The organism is Penaeicola halotolerans (assembly GCF_016464625.1).
GTDB lineage: Bacteria > Bacteroidota > Bacteroidia > Cytophagales > Cyclobacteriaceae > Penaeicola > Penaeicola halotolerans.
Genome location: NZ_JAEAGO010000003.1, coordinates 669,144 through 690,541 on the forward strand (window position 1 = coordinate 669,144; position 21,398 = coordinate 690,541).

Annotated in this window: 14 protein-coding genes; 5 read left to right on the forward strand and 9 right to left on the reverse strand. The window is 41.5% G+C overall.

Features of this window, described 5'->3' with window-relative positions; all coding sequences use genetic code 11:
* Positions 1–18 precede the first annotated feature (18 nt).
* From I5349_RS10575 to mraZ, 5 genes are read right to left on the reverse strand one after another with little or no spacing between them, the layout of a single operon-like run.
* Positions 19–1,482, reverse strand: coding sequence for a UDP-N-acetylmuramoyl-L-alanyl-D-glutamate--2,6-diaminopimelate ligase (locus I5349_RS10575; protein WP_226390729.1), 1,464 nt, complete (start codon positions 1,480–1,482; stop codon positions 19–21).
* Complete coding sequence (locus I5349_RS10580; protein ID WP_226390730.1) at positions 1,482–3,587, reverse strand: PASTA domain-containing penicillin-binding protein; 2,106 nt, start codon at positions 3,585–3,587, stop codon at positions 1,482–1,484. The genes I5349_RS10575 and I5349_RS10580 overlap by 1 nt, the downstream gene beginning before the upstream one ends.
* Entirely contained in the window at positions 3,588–3,962 is a 375-nt protein-coding gene (locus I5349_RS10585) for an FtsL-like putative cell division protein (protein WP_226390731.1), read from the reverse strand.
* Complete coding sequence (rsmH, locus tag I5349_RS10590) at positions 3,952–4,872, reverse strand: 16S rRNA (cytosine(1402)-N(4))-methyltransferase RsmH (RefSeq protein ID WP_226390732.1); 921 nt, start codon at positions 4,870–4,872, stop codon at positions 3,952–3,954. The genes I5349_RS10585 and rsmH overlap by 11 nt, the downstream gene beginning before the upstream one ends.
* Positions 4,869–5,315, reverse strand: a complete 447-nt coding sequence (mraZ, locus tag I5349_RS10595) for a division/cell wall cluster transcriptional repressor MraZ (protein ID WP_226390733.1) — start codon at positions 5,313–5,315, stop codon at positions 4,869–4,871. The genes rsmH and mraZ overlap by 4 nt, the downstream gene beginning before the upstream one ends.
* 400 nt (positions 5,316–5,715) lie before the next feature.
* On the opposite strand from mraZ, the gene I5349_RS10600 reads away from it, so the two are divergent.
* Complete coding sequence (locus tag I5349_RS10600; RefSeq protein ID WP_226390734.1) at positions 5,716–6,969, forward strand: peroxiredoxin family protein; 1,254 nt, start codon at positions 5,716–5,718, stop codon at positions 6,967–6,969.
* Between the two features lie 52 nt (positions 6,970–7,021).
* Here the strand turns inward: I5349_RS10600 and I5349_RS10605 are convergent, their stop codons facing one another.
* The 3 genes from I5349_RS10605 to I5349_RS10615 form a co-directional block, all read right to left on the reverse strand.
* The gene (locus I5349_RS10605; RefSeq protein ID WP_226390735.1) at positions 7,022–7,792 is read right to left on the reverse strand and encodes a lipopolysaccharide kinase InaA family protein; all 771 of its coding nucleotides are present in this window, start codon (positions 7,790–7,792) and stop codon (positions 7,022–7,024) included.
* Positions 7,793–7,848: 56 nt separating this feature from the next.
* Positions 7,849–8,823: a polyprenyl synthetase family protein gene (locus tag I5349_RS10610; protein ID WP_226390736.1), complete on the reverse strand. Its 975-nt coding sequence runs from the start codon at positions 8,821–8,823 to the stop codon at positions 7,849–7,851.
* Positions 8,824–8,938: 115 nt separating this feature from the next.
* The gene (locus tag I5349_RS10615) at positions 8,939–9,871 is read right to left on the reverse strand and encodes a lipid A-modifier LpxR family protein (protein ID WP_226390737.1); all 933 of its coding nucleotides are present in this window, start codon (positions 9,869–9,871) and stop codon (positions 8,939–8,941) included.
* Between the two features lie 168 nt (positions 9,872–10,039).
* Here I5349_RS10615 and I5349_RS10620 point away from each other — a divergent pair, with 168 nt between their 5' ends.
* The 3 genes from I5349_RS10620 (at position 10,040) to I5349_RS10630 (ending at position 14,816) form a co-directional block, all read left to right on the forward strand.
* Positions 10,040–11,728 carry a 1-acyl-sn-glycerol-3-phosphate acyltransferase gene (locus tag I5349_RS10620; RefSeq protein ID WP_226390738.1) on the forward strand — a complete coding sequence of 563 codons (1,689 nt, stop codon included), beginning with the start codon at positions 10,040–10,042 and terminating at the stop codon, positions 11,726–11,728.
* Positions 11,706–12,758 carry an NAD(P)H-dependent glycerol-3-phosphate dehydrogenase gene (locus I5349_RS10625; RefSeq protein WP_226390739.1) on the forward strand — a complete coding sequence of 351 codons (1,053 nt, stop codon included), beginning with the start codon at positions 11,706–11,708 and terminating at the stop codon, positions 12,756–12,758. The genes I5349_RS10620 and I5349_RS10625 overlap by 23 nt, the downstream gene beginning before the upstream one ends.
* A gap of 90 nt (positions 12,759–12,848) precedes the next feature.
* A complete protein-coding gene (locus I5349_RS10630) occupies positions 12,849–14,816 on the forward strand; it encodes a BamA/TamA family outer membrane protein (RefSeq protein ID WP_226390740.1) in 1,968 nt (655 codons plus the stop codon).
* Here the strand turns inward: I5349_RS10630 and I5349_RS10635 are convergent, their stop codons facing one another.
* Positions 14,817–15,869, reverse strand: a complete 1,053-nt coding sequence (locus I5349_RS10635; protein ID WP_262895384.1) for a PorP/SprF family type IX secretion system membrane protein — start codon at positions 15,867–15,869, stop codon at positions 14,817–14,819. It lies immediately after the preceding gene.
* Positions 15,870–16,090: 221 nt separating this feature from the next.
* On the opposite strand from I5349_RS10635, the gene I5349_RS10640 reads away from it, so the two are divergent.
* On the forward strand, positions 16,091–21,397 hold the full coding sequence (locus I5349_RS10640) for a T9SS type B sorting domain-containing protein (RefSeq protein ID WP_226390741.1): 5,307 nt from the start codon (positions 16,091–16,093) through the stop codon (positions 21,395–21,397).
* Position 21,398: the final 1 nt, after the last annotated feature.

The following is a 21,398-nucleotide window of genomic DNA, read 5'->3' on the forward strand; positions in this document are numbered from 1 at the left end:
GTTTTAGCTCTTTTTATCTTATGAATGAATCATTTTTAGAAATTCACTCGCTACTTCTTTATCATCAAAGTGGTGTTTGACTCCTTTGATCTCCTGATAGTCTTCATGTCCTTTGCCTGCTATCAAGATGATATCTCCAGGTGCTGCCATGACACAGGCAGTCTTGATCGCTTCCCTCCGATCTACTATAGAGAGCGCTTTTCTCATCTGTGATATGGGGATGCCCTGCTGCATCTCCTGAATGATCATAGCAGGATCTTCATCCCTTGGATTGTCCGAAGTCAAGATCACTTGATCGCTCAGTTTAGCGGCTATCTCGGCCATGACTGGTCGCTTTGTAGTATCTCTATTACCTCCACAGCCCACCACAGTGATCACTTTTTCATTACCAGCTCTGACACCTTGTATCGTTTTGAGCACATTTTCAAGTGCATCTGGTGTATGCGCATAGTCAATGATTGCAGTGATTTTATTAGCCGTCTGGATTTGTTCAAATCTTCCTTTGGCTCCTGCTAGACTTGAAAGCTGCATCAATACTTCCTCCTCTGACTCCTCTAGGAGTACTGCAGTACCTAAAACTGCCAATAGATTATAAGCATTGAAATCTCCAATGAGCTTAAACCAAACTTGCCTGTTATTAATATCTAGCTCCAACCCTTGAAGTGTATTGGATAATATCTTCCCTTTGAAGTCCGCCAGACCTTTCAGACCATAAGTATACTTTGCTGCTTTGGTATTTTGAAGCATGACCATACCTCTCTTATCATCGACATTGGTCAGTGCAAAAGCAGCACTTGGCAGTTGATCAAAAAGCATCTTTTTGGCTTTGATATACTCATCGAAGGTCTTATGATAGTCTAAGTGATCATGTGATATATTACTAAATATCGCTCCTGCAAACTGCAATCCTGCTATACGCTGCTGTACTATGGCATGTGAACTAGCCTCCATGAAGCAATGCGTACAGCCAGCTTTGACCATCTGTGCTAAGAGTGCATTGAGCTGGATGGCATCAGGTGTAGTATGCGTAGCTGGAATTACTTTTCCTGCGATCTCATTTTGAACTGTAGAAAGTAGGCCAGAGGTGTAACCCATGGCCCCAAAAAGTTGATAAAGTAGTGTAGCAATAGTGGTTTTTCCGTTGGTACCTGTCACAGCTACTAGCTTGAGTTTAGCAGAAGGATTTCCATAGAAATTGGCTCCTAGAATACCCAATGCTTTAGCTGCATCAGCTACTTGTATGTAAGTGATATCACTTTTTAGTACTTGTGGCAATTCCTCACAAACGACCGCCTGAGCACCTTTTTCGATAGCCATGTCTATGAAGTCATGACCATCTACATGTGTACCTCTAGTGGCTACGAAAAGACTACCCTCAGTGACTTTGCGAGAATCAAATACAATCTCACTGATAGACACCTCCATGTCACCACTAGTAGCTAGCAGTGATATTTTGTACAATATGTCTTTTAATATGATCATTAGTTGAGTGTCAGGTATACGTTTGTTCCTTTTTGAATTTTAGCACCATAGGCAAGCGACTGGCTTTTGACCCTTCCTTTTCCTTGATGATGCACGGTGATGCCTTTATTTTCTAAGACATAGAGCGCGTCTCTAAGTGTCATCCCTAGCACATCAGGCATGATGGGAGATTCTACTTGATTAGCTTTCCATTCTATGGCATTATTGACTACCCTAGATTTTACCCAAGGCTCAGCACCATTGTAGTGATTTGAAATACCCAACAGATTGCAGATCATATTTAAGTCTTCAAAATGACCTGCTTGGATCACTGGAAACTCTGTAGGGTCTGGTTTATAATCATTTTTGGTGAAATAAATCTCGTTGAGATTCAAATCCTGTGAGTAGATTTTATCTGCAATTTCTTTGAAAACTGGTGCAGATACATCAGAACCATATACAGCCCAGCCTTTTGGACTGTCTATCACGACTATAGCACTATACTTAGGATTCTCTGCTGGAAAGTATCCTGCAAATGAAGTATAATACTTTTGCACATACCTCCCGTTTTCAAGCTTTCGAGCAGTGCCAGTTTTTCCAGCTATTTTGTAGTTAGCATTTCTTACATTTTTAGCCGTACCGTTTTCTACCACACCTTCAAGCAGTGTTTTTACTTTGTCGAGTGTTTCAGTTGAAGCTATCTTAGGGTTGAGGACTTCCGTATCAAATGTCTCGATTACTTTTTGAGCCTTACTAATTTGCTTGACGATGATCGGCTTAACCATTTTTCCCTCATTTGCTATAGCATTGTAAAGGGTAAGCGTCTGAAGTGGTGTCATTTGAACCTCGTAGCCTATAGACATCCAAGGCAAGGTAGTTCCATACCAGTTTTTAGCTCCTGGGGTTTTTACATAAGGCTTTCCTTCACCAGTCAACTGGAAATTAAGTGGCTCACCCATTTTCATCTTGTGGATGTAGTCTACATATTTCTGAGGTTTTGCTCCGAAATTTTCATCTACTAGGCGAGAAATCGCTACGTTAGAAGATAGCTCAAAAGCCTCTTTAACAGTAATTTTACCATATCCACCTTCTTTAGAATCTCGCATGATTCTGTCGTAAAATCTGTAGTTACCATCCCCAGTGTCGATCGTATCTGAAAGAGAGATGCTTGTCTCCTCTAGCAGAGCTATCATAGAAAGCAGCTTGAAAGTAGATCCTGGCTCAGTCAGTCCTTGCTGTCCTACTGCATAATTATAGTTTTCATAATAGTCATTCGTATCTCCTCTTCTGCTTAGGTTAGACATGGCTTTGATATGACCAGTTGCCACTTCCATGACTACTACCGTACCATAGGCCGCATTGGTCCTTTGGAGAGTTTTGAGGAGAGCTGACTCTGCTACGTCTTGAATATTGATATCAATCGTAGTCTCTATGTCAAATCCATCTTCTGGTCTGATATCAGAAGCATCTTGTACAGGCTTCCATGCTCCACCAGCTATCTTTTGAAAGAGTGCTTCACCATTTTTACCAGAAAGTATATCATTGAAGCTATATTCTAGACCAGCCCCATAGTTGTCTGCATTGAGATAGCCAACTGTACGAGAAGCAAGTGCTTTAAATGGCTTGTAGCGTACATCCACTTTTTCGAAGATCACTCCACCACCCATTCTACCTTCTCTGAAGATAGGCCAATCTTGCATTTTCTTCTTCTCTTGATAGTCTATACGCTCATTATTCAAGACTACATAACGTTTTTTAGCTATTCTAGCATCATTGATTTTACGCTTGTAGTAGGTAGCAGGTCTATCATTGAAATGTCTGGATAATAACATGGCTAATGAATCTATCCCCGCCTTGTAGACATCACTTTTAGCAATGGTAGGATCGAGCGCTATTTTATAAAAAGGCAACGAAGTAGCTAAGAGACTTTTGTCTCCAGCATAGATATTTCCTCTGGTCGCTTTGACAGTGCGGTACTGCATACCTATATCTTCTGCGCGCTGCTTCCAGCGATCACCCTCTACGAATTGTATATGGCCAATCTTCCACACGATCAAGCATCCTCCTAGCACTACTGCTAGGAAAGCCAGCCTCACTCTGATCAATATGGATCTTTTTATATTCATTTAGTCTTCTACCAGTATTTTGAATGGTGGTTCGTCATTTTCTACGATGCCCAAGTTTCTTACCTTTTTGGACACCTCTGATTGTTTACTGCTATACATGTACTCTGCCTCAAGTGTCGTGACATCAGCTCTGAGATCTTCTACCTCTTGCTGAAGTCTCTCTATATTTCGGACGGTTTTATCCGCCTGATGATTGCTCCAGATATAGATCAGCACCAGTAGGGCTGCAAACAAAAATGGAGGAACTAGTTTGACCGGTACACCTTGTCCGAATAAGCCCTCCATCTTCAACTTGCTTTCTATCAAGCTAAAGATGCTTTTGCCTCTTGACTGAGGCTGCTTTATTTTCGGAGCTTTTGGAGTATTACTTGCCATAGTTTTCTACTTTTTCTGCTATCCTAAGTTTTGCACTTCTTGCTCTCGAGTTTTGCGCTAGTTCATCTGCACTTGCTAGGACTGGTTTCCTCGTGATCGCATTGAAGGGCTTCAGCTGATTACCATAAAAATCCTTCTCAACCTCTCCGAAGACTTTACCTTTGTTGATAAAATTCTTCACCATCCTATCTTCTAGCGAGTGGTATGACATCACTACGAGTCTCCCTCCTGGCTTGAGCACTTCTATAGATTGGGACAGCATCTCTTCAAGCGCACCCATCTCATCATTGACTTCGATACGTATTGCTTGGAAGACCTGAGCGAAATACTTGTTTTCTTTACCTCTTGGTGCAAACTTCTGAAGCACCGCCTTAAAATCCGCAATCGTCTCTATCGGTTTATTGACTCTAGCCGAGCAAATGGCTGCAGCGAGTGTCTTAGCATTTTTCACTTCTCCGTAGATACCAAGTATCTTGTGCAACTCAGATTCACTATATGAAGCAATGACTTCCTGAGCTGACTTGCCTGCTTGCCTATCCATACGCATATCTAGTGCAGCATCAAATCTAGTAGAGAATCCTCTAGACGCTTCGTCTATTTGATGAGAAGAAATCCCAAGATCTGCTAAGATTCCATCCACTTCCTTAACGCCATAAAAGCGCAAATAACGCTTCAAATCACGAAAATTAGCCTGTACAAAGGTAAACTGCTTATGATCAGGCGCATTAGCTAGCGCATCTTCATCTTGGTCAAACCCAAATAACCTCCCTGTAGTCAACTTTTCTAAAATAGCGCGAGAATGACCTCCTCCACCAAAAGTAACATCTACATAAATGCCATCAGGCTTGATATCCAAGCCCTCGATGCATTCACGTAGCATGACCGGTATGTGATAAGCGGTTGTCATCATTCTTCACTTAATATTTTTTCAGCCATCTTAGAGAAAGCTGATTGATCTTTGATCAAATACTCTTCGTACAAGTCTGGCGACCAGATCTCTACCCTGTTTCCCATACCCACTACGATCGCTTCTTTATCCAGCTGTGCATATTTCATCATCAGCTTAGGGATGAGAAATCTCCCCATATTGTCCAACTCTACTTCTGTATTTCCTCTGAAGAAGTTTCGCTGAAAGTTTCTATACTCCTCATTAAACTCGCTCAGACCTGCTACTTTCGCATAGATCTTTTTGTACTCAACCATCGGGTAGAGCACCAAGCATGGCTCAAATCCTCTGCGCAATACAAGCTCCGTCCCAGAAGTCTCTGGTAGACTCGCCTTGATCTTAGCTGGTAGCACCAGCCTTCCCTTGGCATCTAGCTTACATTCGTATTCGCTTGTGAAAAAAGCCATTTCGTTTTATGTATAATTTCTTGACTTACAAAAATAGTAAAAGAGGCTTCACAATCCACCACTTTCTACCACTTTCTACCACATTTTTCATAAACTTATCGAGAATGCAAGAATTTTACAATAGAAAGCGAGATTTTTTCTTGGAAAAAGCTGAAAACTTTACCGTCCTAAATCGCTTAATGTTAGCATTTTAGATATGAGATGGCTCTCATAGGTTAGAAAGTGGGAAATAAAGGGGCAGTATACTCTATCTGCTGTGTTGTAAAGCAAATTTTAGATGGAAAAAATAATTACCCTATCGATTTTGTGGAATTATAATTTGACCGAAAATGTTAAATTTGATCTCGAAAAAAATATTAATTTCCATTTTCATTAATCAACTGATAGTCAAATTGAACTTATGAACACTCAAAAATCATTTTCCGCGATTTTCACCTTGTTATTATCTTCTCTCCTACTTTTTAGTTGTGGTGGCGGAACAGAAAATACTAACCAAACACTCAGTACTGGCACGTGGCGCGCAGTCATCCAAACCCAAGGTGTAGAGGTTCCTTTTAACTTTGAAGTATCCCCTGTAGAAAATGGTAAATACGCTATCACTTTGATCAATGGTGAAGAAAGACTTTTGGCAGATGAAGTAGCTCCTAAAGGAGACAGCCTTTATATCCAAATGCACATCTTCGATGCTTCCATCAGAGCAAAAATCACCTCAGAAGGACTTACGGGTACATGGAGTAAAGATTATGTAGAAGATTACATTTTGCCTTTTTCCGCTACGCCAAATAATGAGACGAGATTTGAAGTAGCTGCAGAGACTTCTCCAGAGGATTTTTCTGGTGAGTGGGCCATCACCATCACCAAGGATGACGGTAAGTCCTACCCTGCACTTGGGATCTTCGAGCAAAATGGTCAAGAGATCAGCGGAACAGTGATGACCAATACCGGTGACTATCGCTACCTAGTAGGAAATGTATCTGGAAAATCACTTTACTTAAGCACCTTCGATGGAGAGCATGCTTATCTATTCAAAGCAACAAAAAATGATGACGAAACGCTAAAAGGTGAGTTCTTTTTGGGCAAAACTGGCTACAGAACTTGGGAAGCAAAGAGAGACTCAACTTTCTCACTGAGTGATTCTTACACACTGACCTACTTGAAGGAAGGTTATGATAAGTTTGATTTTACTTTCAAAAATATGACTGGAGAAGATGTCTCACTCTCTGATCCTAAATATCAAGGTAAAGTCGTCCTCGTACAGATCTTCGGCACATGGTGTCCTAACTGTATGGATGAGACTAAATACCTCGCAAAGTGGTATGAAGAAAACAAAGACAGAGGTGTCGAAATCATTGCACTTTCCTTTGAACAGAAAAATGACTACGACTATGCCAAGTCTAGAATATCGCGTATCCAAGAGCGAATCGGAGCTAAATATGAGTTCTTGTTTGCGGGATCATCAGACAATGAAGAAGCTGCCAAATCACTCCCAATGCTCAATGCAGTGGTCTCCTTTCCTACGCTGATCTATGTAGATAAAAAGGGTGAGGTAGCCAAGATTCACACAGGATTTAGCGGGCCTGGTACGGGATCCTACTATGACAAATGGGTGAAGGAACACAATGAGCTAGTAGATGGACTGCTAGGACAAGAATAATCGCTAGCAAGACAGAATCTAAATCCTCATTGAGCTCAGCCTTAGTGAGGATTTATTTTTTCACCTCAGCATAAGGCTTTCTCCAAAGCCTCTTAACCTTTCGCCAAAGTCCATCTTTATTTAAAAAATCTCTTCTATACTTTTCAAAAAGTGGCCAAAGTACCGCTTCATCACCTTTATTGATTTTGATATATTCCTTGACCATCTTCTCTAAAAGAGGCGCTGGAAAATGCAGCCTTGAGAAGTTTTTCACACCCAGTGTAAGTGGCATTTTCGTTCTGACCATCCGATTATTATCAATCAGTGAAAATATAAATTTGCCATTTTTATACTTGAAAAGTACGTTTTCAATATTGAAGTCTACATGATAGATATCATGCTTGTGTAACTTAGTAGCAAAAACCGCTATGTCACGTACAAACTCATCCTGCTGCTCCTGTGAGAGATATATTACCTCACTGATAGGCTCGAACTTGGTGTATTTAGCGATAAAATAACTATTAACCAACAGCCCAAATCTAAAGCACTCTACATAGGCTACAGGCTTAGGAGTATTGATTCCTAAACTTAAAAAAAGCATGGCATTGTCATAAGCTCGCTTCGCCTTTGAATCCCTCAGCCATGAGTATGCAAACTTATTGATGAGTACTATCCTACCAAAAGACTTGACGACAAGCTTACGTTTATTTGTCTTCATCTTCTTGACGAGGTTTCTCTTATTATGGAGGATCTTTCCTTTCTTTTTCCTCATGCGCTTGTCTACATGCTCGACAAACTCACGTAAATCTTCGAATTCAGGATTGATGACTACCTTCTTTTTCATTTGATGCTTTTGACCCGTAAAAAATATTTGTGCTAAGGTAGAAAAATCTCTTAGATCTATTTTTTTCTAGAGATGGTAAATTCCACCAAGTCTGTCAGGGCTTGCTTATAGACAGAGTCTGGAAAATCAGCTAAAATAGCCAGTGCTTCTTGATGATAAGCATTCATTTTCTCAGTAGCATACTCCAGTCCACCAGAGTTTTTTACAAATGAGATTACTTCGTCTACCTTACTTCGCTTGTTTCCTTGATTTTTGACGATGTAGATGATACGTTTCTTATCTAACCAAGAGGCTTTTTGCAAAGCATAGATCAGCGGAAGCGTCATTTTTTTCTCTTTGATATCGATACCCAGCGGCTTTCCTATCTCAGAAGTTCCATAGTCAAAGAGGTCATCCTTTATCTGAAAAGCCATCCCAATCTTTTCACCAAAGCTTCTCATTTTTTCGATGGTCTCTTTGTCTTGACCAGCAGTAGCGGCTCCCACAGCACAGCATGAGGCGATCAGTGAGGCTGTCTTTTGCTTGATGATCTGATAGTAAACTTCCTCTGTGATATCCAGATTTCTTGCTTTAGCCATTTGAAGAAGCTCTCCTTCGCTCATTTCTCTCACGGCATTTGAGACGATCTTAAGCAAGTCAAAGTCTCCATTATCTACACTGAGCAGCAGTCCTCTAGACAGCAAGTAATCTCCTACTAAGACAGCTATTTTGTTTTTCCAGAGGGCATTGATAGAAAAAAATCCACGTCTGTAGTCTGCATCATCTACAACATCGTCATGTACAAGCGTAGCTGTATGTAATAGCTCGATCAAAGCCGCGCCTCTAAAAGTCTCTTCTTTGATACCACCATTGACTCCAGCCGTCAAAAAAACGAACATGGGACGCATCTGCTTTCCTTTTCGCTTGACGATGTAGCCCATGATCTGGTCTAAAAGCAGGACGTTACTTTTCATAAAAGAGCGGAATTTCTTTTCGAATTCCTGCATCTCAGAAGCGATGGGTGCCTGTATATCTTTTAGTTGGAGTGCCATGTAGGATTAGATGCTGCAATAATAAATACTTTGCCCCCTATCACAAAATAAATGGAGGCATTTGTCTGGCTTTGTAACGGCTTGTTAGGCTAATTTGATTCCAAAAATGAGGAATTTAATATCCCCATGAGATTTTAAGTGAGACATAGCTGTGCCCAAGTGACCTGGTCGTCTCTGGGCTATTGCGATGAAAGACGACTTGATAGATCGCTACCTCTCCACCTAAATTAACCCCCAGATGCCATGATGTCACAAAACTACTGGGAGTCGCTTGTATAAAGGTGTCTGGATTCGCGACTCCTCCGGTGATCAGCGAATTTCGAAGGACTGCTTTGACTTCATATCCTCCAAAGAAAAAAAGCTCTGGCGCTGTGTAGTTATCCGCAACTCTAGCTCCTATAAATTTACTATCCTTGAGCACATTGTATTTACCTCCCCTGAAGCTAAAGCCTGTGGCTAGATCATTGTACACGGTTCCAGCGCGACCCTTTCCATACCCAAATAGATCAAAACCCTCCCACTCGTAGATCCGCTGCATGTAACGCGCCTCTACATTGAAGAGGAGCATATTAGTCAACTCTGTATCCCACCCTATAGGCTGAGGAAACTTCAGTATTCGATGATAAAGTCGCTGCAAACCTCCTCCGCCAGAGGCCGGACCTACTACGCCTATCATCAAGTCTGTCTCTAAAACACTCTTTTCTTTAACTTTCAAAAAACCAGGTTTGACATAGAGCATCCCTGCATAAGGCCTAGTCTTGAAAGTAGTATCCAAAAAGATAAACTCTGGTGTGTAAATCTGCTGTGAAAAAGATAGCTTGAAAATGATTTTATCCCGATTACGAATAGTATCTTCTGGCTGTATCAATCCGTAGTAGTTGAGAAAAAGCCCATTGCTATAATATCGATCTTTGTTGACAAAGACATATGCATCATTATCACTTACGATTTCTATTTCATTGTATCTCAAAAATGTCTTTTGGGCAACAGCTTGAGAAGTAAGCACAACTAATCCCAGGATGAGTAGGTAGAAGAATTTATTATACACAGACCTATCTTTTGTATTTTTTCCAAAGTAAATGAAATGTCTCAATAACACAATCTACTATCTAATGATAAGTTTACATGACAGGATAAAATCTCGCTTAAGTGATTCACAGAGATAATCTGTGAGCTATTCAATTTTGCTTATATTTGACCTTCTAAACACAGTAACATGGAGCCTCAGGCTATAGCATATACAAAGAAAAAATACAGCCCTATCCTACCTACTCACCAAGAGTGGCCAGTGATGAAACTAGCCAAAAATAGGAAGGAATTCATCCTAGAGGTGATAGATGCAAGCAAAAAAAGGATTCAAGACCTCACTGGAGAAGGTAGCCTGCTCAAAGAAGAGCTAGAGCTGACCATGTACCGTGAAAAACTCCGTCTTAAAGAAAATCCTTGGCTGGTAGATCCTGATGATGAGGGGCCATTTTGGAATAAAATTAGGTCTCGACTTGTCACTTTAGCAAATGAGAAGTCTACTACTGAGAAAGACTACAAAGAACTGTTAGAAGAAATCACTTCTCGCTACACCAACGAGATCGCCAGTAATTTCAAGCCTAATCATTATAAATTCACTAGAAGGCTAGTCACTTTTGGCTTCTCTAGATTGCTCAATGCTTCAAGAGTAAAAGGCTTCAAGTCCTTTTGGAGCAATCAATACTCCCTCCAAGACAAGATCCATATCACAGGCGAAACAGAACACATCAGGAAGCTTGCTGCGAAGGGTACTATCGTGATGGTTCCTACCCACTTTAGCAACATTGATTCTATTTTGATCGGCTGGGTGATCAGTACGCTTGGACTACCACCATTTATTTACGGGGCAGGTCTAAACTTATTTAATATCCAGCTATTTGCTTACTTCATGAATAGTCTGGGTGCTTACAAAGTCGATAGACGAAAGAAAAATCTCGTCTACATAGAAACGCTGAAAGCTTATTCATCTCAAGCCATCCAAGCGGGATGTCACAGCTTGTTTTTCCCTGGAGGTACACGCTCACGCTCGGGCAAGATCGAAAGTAAAGTAAAACTTGGTCTACTAAGTACCGCTGTAGAAGCGCAAAGAGCCAACTATCAAAAGCATGGAGATAAGGCGCAAAGAGTGTTTATAGTACCAGTGACATTAAACTATCACTTCGTACTGGAAGCCCCTGGTATGATCAAAGAATACCTCAAACAAAGTGGTCAGGAGCGATTCTATGTGGAAAATGATGAATACTCTAACTCTTACAAAATCGTCAAATTCTTAATCAAATTTTTCACTAAAGGCTCAGATATATCGGTCTCTATTGGGAAGCCTCTGGATGTTTTGGGCAACTATGTAGATGAAGAAGGAAATAGCTTAGATAAAAAAGGTAGAGTAATCGATACAAAAGATTACTTCATATCAGAAGGTGAGGTCAATGTAGACAAACAGCGAGAGGAAGAATATACAGCCCGACTTGGAGATATTTTAGTGAAGGAATATCATCGTATCAATCGAGTTTTCTCTAGCCACATCGCTGCTTTTACAGCATTTCAGTTGATTAAGAAAAAGAATAAAAAGCTAGACCTTTACAACTTACTCAGGCTTCCAGAGGAAGATTTGATCATACCTGCTGATGAGTACCTTGAGATGTTTGATAAGGTCAGAGAAGAAGTATTCAAGTTACACAAGTATGGTAAAGTAGGCATCGCACCACACCTCACGCGATCACTAGAAGAAGTGATGGATCATGGATTTGCCAATGTGGGCATGTACCACGCCAAACGCACTTTGACTAGAAATACACAAGGAGATGTCATCACAGAAGATTTGACTTTACTTTATTTTTATCACAACAGACTAGACGGATATGGACTTGAGAAACTCTTCTGAGAAAAAAGTAGGTGTCATAGGAGCGGGGAGTTTTGGCACAGTCATCGCCAACATGCTGGCCGAAAAAAACAAAGTCATCTTATTTGCCCGTAAACCAGAAATCGTCAAAGAGATCAATGAAAAAGGCACTGTAGAAGGCCGGCAGATGCATGCCAACATAGAAGCTACAGGCGATCAAGAGTATCTAGCGAGTCAGTGTCAGGTGATCTTCCCTATCGTCTCCTCCACGGGTTTTAGAGAGGTGATTAGGTCTTTTTCACCGTTTTTACATCCTTATCATATACTCATCCACGGTACTAAAGGTCTAGATCTAGCCCATCATCTAGAAGAGGAAGGACAGCCCATTCGCGTCACCAGAGAAGATATCAAGACGATGAGTGAAGTGATCTTGGAAGAAACTGTAGTCGTGAGAGTAGGTTGCTTAGCGGGGCCCAATCTCGCCAAAGAGATGGCTATGAAACAACCCGCTGCCACAGTCATTGCTAGTAAATACAATGAAGTCATACTCGAGGGACAACGTCTCCTAAGATCTGATCGATTTCAGGTATATGGCAATAAAGATCTCATCGGTGTAGAACTTAGTGGTGTATTGAAAAATATCATTGCGATAGCAGCTGGCGCACTTAGTGGCATGGGACTGGGTGAAAATGCTCGCGCATTACTCATCTCTAGAGGTATGGTGGAGACGATCTATCTCGGCAATGCACTGGGCGGAAGCACCAAATCGTTTATAGGGCTTGCCGGCATCGGAGACCTCGTGGCTACTTGTTCTTCTAATCTGAGTAGAAACTTCACGGTAGGATTTAGACTTGCCAAAGGAGAAAGCCTCTCAGATATTACAGCTACTATGGAAGAAACGGCCGAAGGGATCAACACAATTCGGATCATGAAGCAATTGATAGAAAATAGCAACGTGAGAGCGCCTATCACGGAGAATTTGTATAAAGTACTTTTTGAGGGCATGAAAGTGGAAGAAGCCCTACAGTATTTGATGAAATATCCTTTCAATGTAGATGTAGACTTTCTATAAAATCAGTCGCATAAAATTTGCAGTGAAATAGTAGACTCTTGATTGAGATAAGCGTTTCTTTGCTATCTTGAGTTGAAACTTCTCTGAAAATTGCAAAAAAATATACTATATAGTCTGCTTATTGGATTGCTCCTTTGGGGATCTAGTCTTTGTGCGCATGCGCAGGAAACTAAGCGGGTCTACAAGTATGATACGGTTCGAGTAGAAAAAGGCTCCTATATCATGTTAGGAGATAGCGTAGTGAGATTTAAAAAAGACACTACGCTGATTCTCATTGACTCTCTCAACTATCGACTAAAAGGCAAACCTGGAGAGGATTTTTATAAAAGGTTAAAAGATAGAGCCTATCGCACAAAACTCACTAAAGAACTTTTTGATCTCCTCATCACCAGCCCTAGAGAAGAGATATTACCATCGGATACTACTAGTTTGTTTGAAATAGAAAATCCCTTCAGCCGCTATCAAGGCAATATCATCGATAGTATCCGCATAAAACAGCTGGAAATCTTTGGTCCCAAATTCAGTGATACTACAAGGCAAGCAAAAGTCATATTTGAAAAAATAGCCAATAAGCTCCATATCAATACTAGAGAGCGTATCATTCGCAATAATCTGACAATCAGACAAGGGGAGACTTTAGATCCTCAGCAAATGCAAGACGCTGAGCGTGTCATCAGAGAACTCCCCTTCATACAAGATGCTAGAATAGTGCCTATGCGAGCAGACAGCAGCAACACTGATTTTTTACTAATGACCAAAGATGTATTTGCCTTTTCATTTGGAGGAAGTATCAATAATCGAGGGGGAAGTCTAGAGCTAGATCATAAAAATCTCTTCGGCATAGGGCATGAATTGAGAAATAACTTCATTTGGGACAATCGATTTGAACAAGAGTTTGGCTATGAAATCGCCTACATCATGCCTAATATCAGGAGATCTTTCATCACCGCTGAAATAGGCTACTATGACACCTACTTCCAGCAATATCAAGGCGTTCGACTATCAAGAAACTTTGTGACGCCTCAGATCAAATATGCGGGAGGAGTTCATATCAATCAGCAAACGCTACGAGAGCCATTTTTTTTATTAAGTGAAAACAGGATAGACACCGTCCTCAGTCGTTTCAATGAACAGGATATTTGGTTAGCCCGAGCTTTTAAGCTTAACTTTCTTGAAAAGGAAGCATCAGACAGGACAAGACTCATCATCGCTGCCAGACACCTTAGATATGACTACAGTGAGCGGCCACCTGTGACGGAAGACTTCAATCAGTTTTTTCAAAATAGAAGCCTAAACCTATTCTCAGTAGGAATCTCTACGAGAAGGTACTATAGAGATCAACTCATTTTTGGTTTTGGTCGATCAGAGGATATTCCATATGGTCATCGAGTCAACTTCATCTATGGGTATGAAAATAATGAGTTTAACAATCGATATTTTGCGAGTGCACAAGTAGCCAAAGGAGGCTTCATTTCCAACTTCGGATATCTATATGCAGATTTTACAGCAGAGGGATTTTATAGAAAAGGTGAACAGATAGAGCAAGGCTTAGTCAGAGGTAATGCGCTTTACTTTACCAACCTTTTCAAAGTAGGCAGCTACAGGATGAGGCAGTTTGTCTCGGTCAACTATACCCAAGGCATCAATCGCTTTGGCAATGAATTTCTCACTATCAATAATGGTGTGGATGAAGGCATCCGTGGATTTAGAAGCAGAGACCTAAGGGGTACTAGACGCTTCTCTGCACAGTTGGAGACAGTTGCTTTCTCACCATCAGACCTACTTGGATTCAGGATTGCACCTTATGCATTTATTGACATTGGTGTCTTGGCTGAGCGCAATCAACCTATCCTTCAAGGCAATGCTTATCAAGGAATTGGATTAGGCTTCAGGATCAGAAATGATAACCTCACCTTCAACACATTTGAGCTAAGACTTAGCTTCTACCCTGATGCTCCACTTGATGTCAATTTCTTTGATTTCAATGTGAGTGGAAATTCTGTGAGGAGATTTAGAGACTTTGATATCATCGCACCAAGTCCCTCGGTATTTAGATGATCAAAACTTAGGGCAAGGCAGTATAGTAGATCTGGGGTCTATTTTGCCGTTATTTCTACTTGGAAGGGTGAAGGAAAGAGAAATCTCATGTGCCCCGCCACTGGCAATCCCTAGTCTAGACACAGTATAATCAAAACTATAGCCGATATTTAAACCTTCTTTGGTGGTCATCCCTATTAGCAGCACGATCGATTCGTTATTTAACTGACTATCCACGGGCTTGAAAGGTACACCTCTGTACCATACGCCCAATACGAGCGGTTCAGCGTAAAAGTACGTACCCAAGTCCAACTGTGTAAAAGGACCTTGTTGTCTATAATGAAAAGTGGGCGTGATGCTTCTTTCTTTAAAGCTGTAAGATAAGTCATTTTTGAGCGGACCATCTGCCAGCTTAATCTTGTACCCTCCATGCACAGAGATCTTAATAGGCAGTCTACTATCTCCATCCAGCAGTGACTGGTTGGGCCTATTGAGATGAAAAGCTGATACACCTAAGAAAAGGTCTTTGGTATACATCAGTCCTCCTACTGACAAGCTAAAAACATTGGCAGCTAAGCCCTCTCCATTTTCTGAAGGTGGTGCGATAGGACCAAACGGATCAGTGGGATCAATCTGATTGGCAAATATCAAATTCTCATAAAAACCAATGTCTCTTCGCATGTAAGATGCCTGAAAGCCCGGTCTGACTACGAGGTCATCATTGATCTGAAGCTCATAGCTGTACTGTCCTGCAATAGTAGTAGAGCGCAAACCAGCAGCCCCTTCTCTATCAGTCATCACATAGACACCTATACCACTTCGTTTTTCTAAATAATAGTTATCGTAGAATGCAGAAAAAGTAGTAAAGTTTGAATTCAAAGTAGGCCACTGTGAGCGGTAATTGATACCGATGCGAGGGGCATAAGCAGAGCCTGCAAAAGCAGGATTGAGATAAAGTGGAGCGGCATAATACTGAGAATACTGAGGATCCTGTGCATAGGCACTGGACATGATCACCCCTTGGAGCAAACAGACAGTCACGAAGACGAGGGCGATCTGATAAATTTTATTCAAACTCAGTAATTTTTTGCTCACAAGTTAGTTTTTATCTTAGAATATTGAAACTTTACGTTTGTCACTAATAAAAATAATTTTCTGTCTTAGAAAACACACGTCAACCCAGTACTCTGAGGCCAATTTTCTACCAAACTAAAATTACGTATATCTTTTCTTATAAAGATTAGACAAATCATTCGTTTGATAGTTTTATATTCATGTAAAAAAACGCAGGAAGCTTGAAAAAGATATATACATACTGTCGCTTAATTTTCAGTTTGAGTTTACTACTCAGCTTTCAGCAGACATTTGCTCAGGATTACACACGGTTCAACTGGATTTTTGGAGGAGATACTACTGTCAGTGATAAAAAACCATGGCTCCAATTTGACAAAGGGGATACCGTACCAGAAAGGGTGATTTCGAATAGGAATCAGTCACAGCCTTACGCTCCATTTAATTCAGCAGTAGCAACAGATCCGATCACAGGTGATCTTCTTTTTTATACAGATGGCGTACTTCTCTACAATAGATATGGAGAAGCATTTGCTAACCTTCCGCTAGGTGGTCAATCTAATAGAAAACAAAGCATAGCGCTCGCTCAAGTACCTGGATCTACAAGTCAATACTATATCATTTTTCGTGAGTCAAGTGGACAGGTAAGCTACAGAAGAGTGGATATATCTTTACCTGGTCAGTCTTTAGGTGGTATCAATGCTGGGGAACTGATTGACGCCACACCACAGCCCATAGCAGGTGTCACAGGAAGTCGTACTGATCCTTTGATCACTACTCGAGGACAAATATCTGATGAGGTTTTTCTGGTTTATTTTCAAGGTGGTGAAGTAAGGTCTAGACTCATCACGCCTACTCTAGCGACTTCTACGGAAGCATCTAGTATTTCGATCAATTTCACCCCACATTATTTCGCTCATAACACAGTGACCAATCAGCTTGCCGTAGTTCCTTTTGAGAGTGCAAGAAATATTTTAATCCTCAATATAGACCCTACCACAGGCGCTCTAACTGAGGAAAAAAGATTGCTCAACTCAGGTGCTGCCAGTGGAAATATCTATAGTGCTGCTTGGAGCAATAACTGGCTTTATTACACTAGAGGTCAAGAAGTATTCAGATACGAAACAGACTCCACTGAGCTACCAGAACTAGCGCAAAGCGTAGGCTTCAATGTATTTGACATCAAGCAAGGTCCTGACAATCAAATATACCATATCTACGAAGAAGGTACTGAGTTTAAATTGGGTCGATTTACCCAGCCTGATAGTTTAGCTGGCAATCTCGGTTATGAAATCGCTCTACTCAATGGAACAGATTTCCAAGGCAGACTATTGCCCGTTTTTGTCAATGCAGAAAAGGTCATCCCAACAGTAACCGTCCCTGATGTAGATGGCTGTACGAATTCACCTGTGTTCTTTAATGCTGAAATAGATCCAGAAAATTTGGTACCTGAGAGATTTGTTTGGGAAATCGGAGAGACTGTTTCTGATGCGCGAAATCCATACTTGACTTTTGAAGAAAATCCTGGAGTGGGAAGACTTACTGTTTTCTTTGCAGGACATCCAGACTCTGTAGTTGTAGACTTCAATGTCAATCTCACCCAAAATGATGCTACAGTAAGTATCACCACAGACCCTGAGCAAGATGAAGACACTTACTGTCCAGAAGATCTGCCGATAACACTTACCGCTGAGGTCCAAGATGAATCTGGAGGCGGAGGTGCTGGAGGTGGTGGTGCACAAGCCACTAGCTATTTTTGGTCCACAGGAGAGTCTGGAGAATCTATCACTGTAGATGGCCCTGGCACTTACTGGGTCGTAGCTGAGGTCAATGGCTGCACGGTATACGCCAGCAAAGAAATCCGCATCTACGGCTGGCAAAACTCAACTGCCAATATTTGGTACTTTGGCAATAATGCTGGAATAGACTTCAATCCAGAAGACCCAGAAAATGATCCAGTAGCACCTAAGCCTATACAAAATGATCATGCGATGCGAGATGCCAATGAAGCTCCTGAAGGGGTGACTACGATCTCTGATATCAATGGTGAAGTCATTTTCTACAGTGATGGTAATACCATCTACAACAAAGACAACGTAGTGATGGCCAATGGAGATAATATTGGTGGTGACATAGGTTCTACTCAATCTGTATTGGCCATTCCTATCCCAGATGATGAGACGATCTACTATGTCTTCACTACACAGGCAGTAGAAAACAATCAGCATATCCTCAAATACAGTATACTAGACATCAAGCTAGACTCTGCGAAAGGAGAAGTCATCTCAAAAGACAACTATCTCCATGCTAGATCTACAGAGAGGCTGGCTGCACTTGGCCAGGAGTCTCCGACATGGCTTATGACGCATGACTATGGAAATAATACCTTCAGAGCATTCCCCATTAGACAAGACGGTCTAGGCTCGCCTGTCCTCTCCTCTGCTGGATCTCCACATGAATTCTCCAATGGAAATATGGCCATTGGGCAAATGAAATTCTCAGAAGATGGTACCAAGCTAGGGGTAGTATTCAATGATGGCCAAAATAATAGGCTAGAAATCTTCAACTTTGATGATAGTTTAGGTACGCTGGAAGAGTATGTACTTTTAGATTTAAGTAATGAAGGTCAAGCTTACGGCTTAGAATTTTCTCGAGGAGGCACGAAGGCTTTTGTGTCGTTTTTGGGATCTAACTCTAGAGTGGAAGAATTCAGGATAGATACTACCAATGTAGATGTAATAAATGATTCAAGAGTAACTATCTCTACAGAATCTGGTGGTCCTTATGGCGCTATGCAGCGTGGTCCTGATGGACAAATCTATGTAGCTAGAGAAAATGCAAATAATGTAGCTGCAATCAATGATGACGATATCACAGAGGCTGACCCAGAAAATGATGTAGAATTTGCCTTCAACCAATCTTCATTTAATGAGAATGGAGTCCCTGATGGTATCAGAGGAACCTCTCTGATCGGACTCCCAAACTTCGTCAGAATGAACATGACTTCTGAAATGGAGCCTGCCATCTCTATCTCAGAACCAGGATGTATAGGATCGGAAGTCGCCTTTGGCGCAGCTGGATCTTCTGACATAGATGAGTTTTTCTGGACTATCAGAAATGAGTTGGGCGCGGTAGTCTCTAGTTTTAGCAATCAAGACACAACCATCATCTTCGATGAGCCAGGCCTATTTGATGTAGCATTGGATGTATTCAATCGCTGTGGATTTGATACCACTTTAGTGCAGCAGTTTAGAATCTTCCCTACCCCTCCTGAGCCTACGATGCCAGACGCTATTTCACTTTGTGGAACTGGAGGAACGGTCATTGATGCTTATGCCAACTTTGGAGGTGCTGCTAGTGAGTTGGCAGGACTATCTTATCTCTGGAATACCGGTGACACCACGCGCACTATCACAGTCAATAGTGAGGGGATCTTCTCTGTAACTGTAACCAATGAAGGTGGCTGTAGCAATGAGGGACAAGTATTCGTAGGTCCACCATTTGATGTAGACCTAGGAGCCGATAGAGTGCTTTGTGATGATGAACAGATCACACTTGATGCTAATGTCACCGCTCCAAGCTATCAATGGAGCTATAGTCTGGATGGCACAAACTTCACCAATCTAGGTACAGCAAGAACTCAAAACATCAGTGCAGCACTACTTGCTGGAAGTGGAGACTATACTATCCGAGTAGCTGTAGAAGATCCGATCCAGCCAGGATGTGAAGTAGTCGATGAAGTCAGAGTTTTAATCAATGAAACACCAGAAATTACCGTCAGCAGTTCTCTAGCTAACTGTGGTGCAGATGATGCTTCTCTTACAGTAGTGCTTCAGTCAGCCAATCCTGTGGATTTCATAGTGACCGATAGTCAAGGTATACAAGTAGGTCAAGGCTCACTAGCTACTCCAAGTAATGCCGGCCAAACAATTAATAATCTTGGTGCAGGAGCGTATACAGTAGTGGCCACTGATCAAGCTTCAGGCTGTGAGATAACTTCTACTCATGTGATTGAGCAAGTAGTAGGAACTTTTGAGATTTCAAGTGTTACTCCAAGTCCTGCTGATTGTGATGATCAAAATGGTAGCATCAGTGTACTACTAGACTCGCCTATCACTGGAACCTACAGACTTACGGGAAATGGAGTTAATATTTCAGACAATGTAGTTGCTCAAAACTTTACAATTCCTAATCTGGCATCAGGGACCTACAATCTAGAAGTCACTTCAAACGGTGGTTGTGTAGATACAGAAATCAATATCTTAGTAGAAAGGGCTCAAGAAGCCGAGTTTGAGCTATTACCAACGGCTAATGAATGTAGTGCAAGCTATAATGTACAGAATGCTATAACAGAGATCTCTCCAGGCCTGAGTTTTACTCTATTTGATGCAACTGATCCAAGCGATACTGGAACATCAAACTTAGAAGTAACTAGCTCTGGCAGATACCGTGTAGTGGGTGAAGGCACTGGCTTGTGTCCTCTAGAAAGAGAAATCCTAGTCACGCTCACCGCACGCCCTGTAGCAGTCATCACTGAGCAGCCGAGCGAGGCATGTGATACTTCCAAAGTTCTCATTGCTACTAATGCCAATGCAGAAGCTGGTCAGACATATATCTTTGATTGGTTTAGCGGTACAGATACTAATGGAACGCTACTAGGTAGAGGGCCTCAGATCACCGCTAGAGAAAGTGGTGCCTATACAGTCAGGATCAGGAATAATGCGAACCCTAGCTGTGTTGATATAGAGACTATTAATATTACGGTAAACACTCCTCCGAACTTCAGGCTTGAGCGTAATCCTGCTTGTGAAGGCGAAGAAGTCATCGTAGAAGTAGTAGGTGATGACCTAGCAGGCATTACATTTACATGGGCGTTTATCCCTAGAGCAGGAGGTGCTGAGCAAAATCTCTCAAACACTGGTACAAGCATAACTGCAAACGAAGATGGTATCTATATCGCTAGAGGTAATAGAAATGGTTGTGAAATTGAAAGGACGATAGAAGTCCGCAGAAGTCCTGTAGGTGAAATTGTTTTGCCAGAGCGATTCCAGTATTGCCCAGATGATCCTGTCGCACCGCAACTAGATGCTGGAGCTGGATTTGCGACTTATGAGTGGTATGTAGGAAATACATTAGTAAGTACGCTTCGCACGGTCAATGTAGACAGAGTAGGCACTTATCGAGTAGTGGCCACTACCTCTGCTGGCTGTCAGACAGAGGCCTCAACGGATGTATTTGAAAGTTGCGGTCCGAGAGTACGCGCTCCAAATGCTATAGAACCAAATTCGAACGATCCGGGTAAAAGATTGTTTTACGTATATACCAATGACTTCGTAGATGAGTTTGAAGTACTCATCTATAACAGATGGGGAGAACTTATCTTCTATTCTACAGATAAGGAGTTTCAGTGGGATGCTACTTACAAAGGTAAAGAAGTGCCTCTAGGTACATATCCTGTAGTATTTATCCTTAGAAACAATGCCAGCGGTGACGAAGTTACTTTAAGAACAAGTGTTACAGTAATCAAATAAT

Coding starts and splice junctions, on each gene's coding strand:
- I5349_RS10575 (WP_226390729.1), bottom strand. CDS start 1,482: ATGATCATATTAAAAGACATATTGTACAAAATATCACTGCTAGCTACT.
- I5349_RS10580 (WP_226390730.1), bottom strand. CDS start 3,587: ATGAATATAAAAAGATCCATATTGATCAGAGTGAGGCTGGCTTTCCTA.
- I5349_RS10585 (WP_226390731.1), bottom strand. CDS start 3,962: ATGGCAAGTAATACTCCAAAAGCTCCGAAAATAAAGCAGCCTCAGTCA.
- rsmH (WP_226390732.1), bottom strand. CDS start 4,872: ATGATGACAACCGCTTATCACATACCGGTCATGCTACGTGAATGCATC.
- mraZ (WP_226390733.1), bottom strand. CDS start 5,315: ATGGCTTTTTTCACAAGCGAATACGAATGTAAGCTAGATGCCAAGGGA.
- I5349_RS10600 (WP_226390734.1), top strand. CDS start 5,716: ATGAACACTCAAAAATCATTTTCCGCGATTTTCACCTTGTTATTATCT.
- I5349_RS10605 (WP_226390735.1), bottom strand. CDS start 7,792: ATGAAAAAGAAGGTAGTCATCAATCCTGAATTCGAAGATTTACGTGAG.
- I5349_RS10610 (WP_226390736.1), bottom strand. CDS start 8,823: ATGGCACTCCAACTAAAAGATATACAGGCACCCATCGCTTCTGAGATG.
- I5349_RS10620 (WP_226390738.1), top strand. CDS start 10,040: ATGGAGCCTCAGGCTATAGCATATACAAAGAAAAAATACAGCCCTATC.
- I5349_RS10625 (WP_226390739.1), top strand. CDS start 11,706: ATGGACTTGAGAAACTCTTCTGAGAAAAAAGTAGGTGTCATAGGAGCG.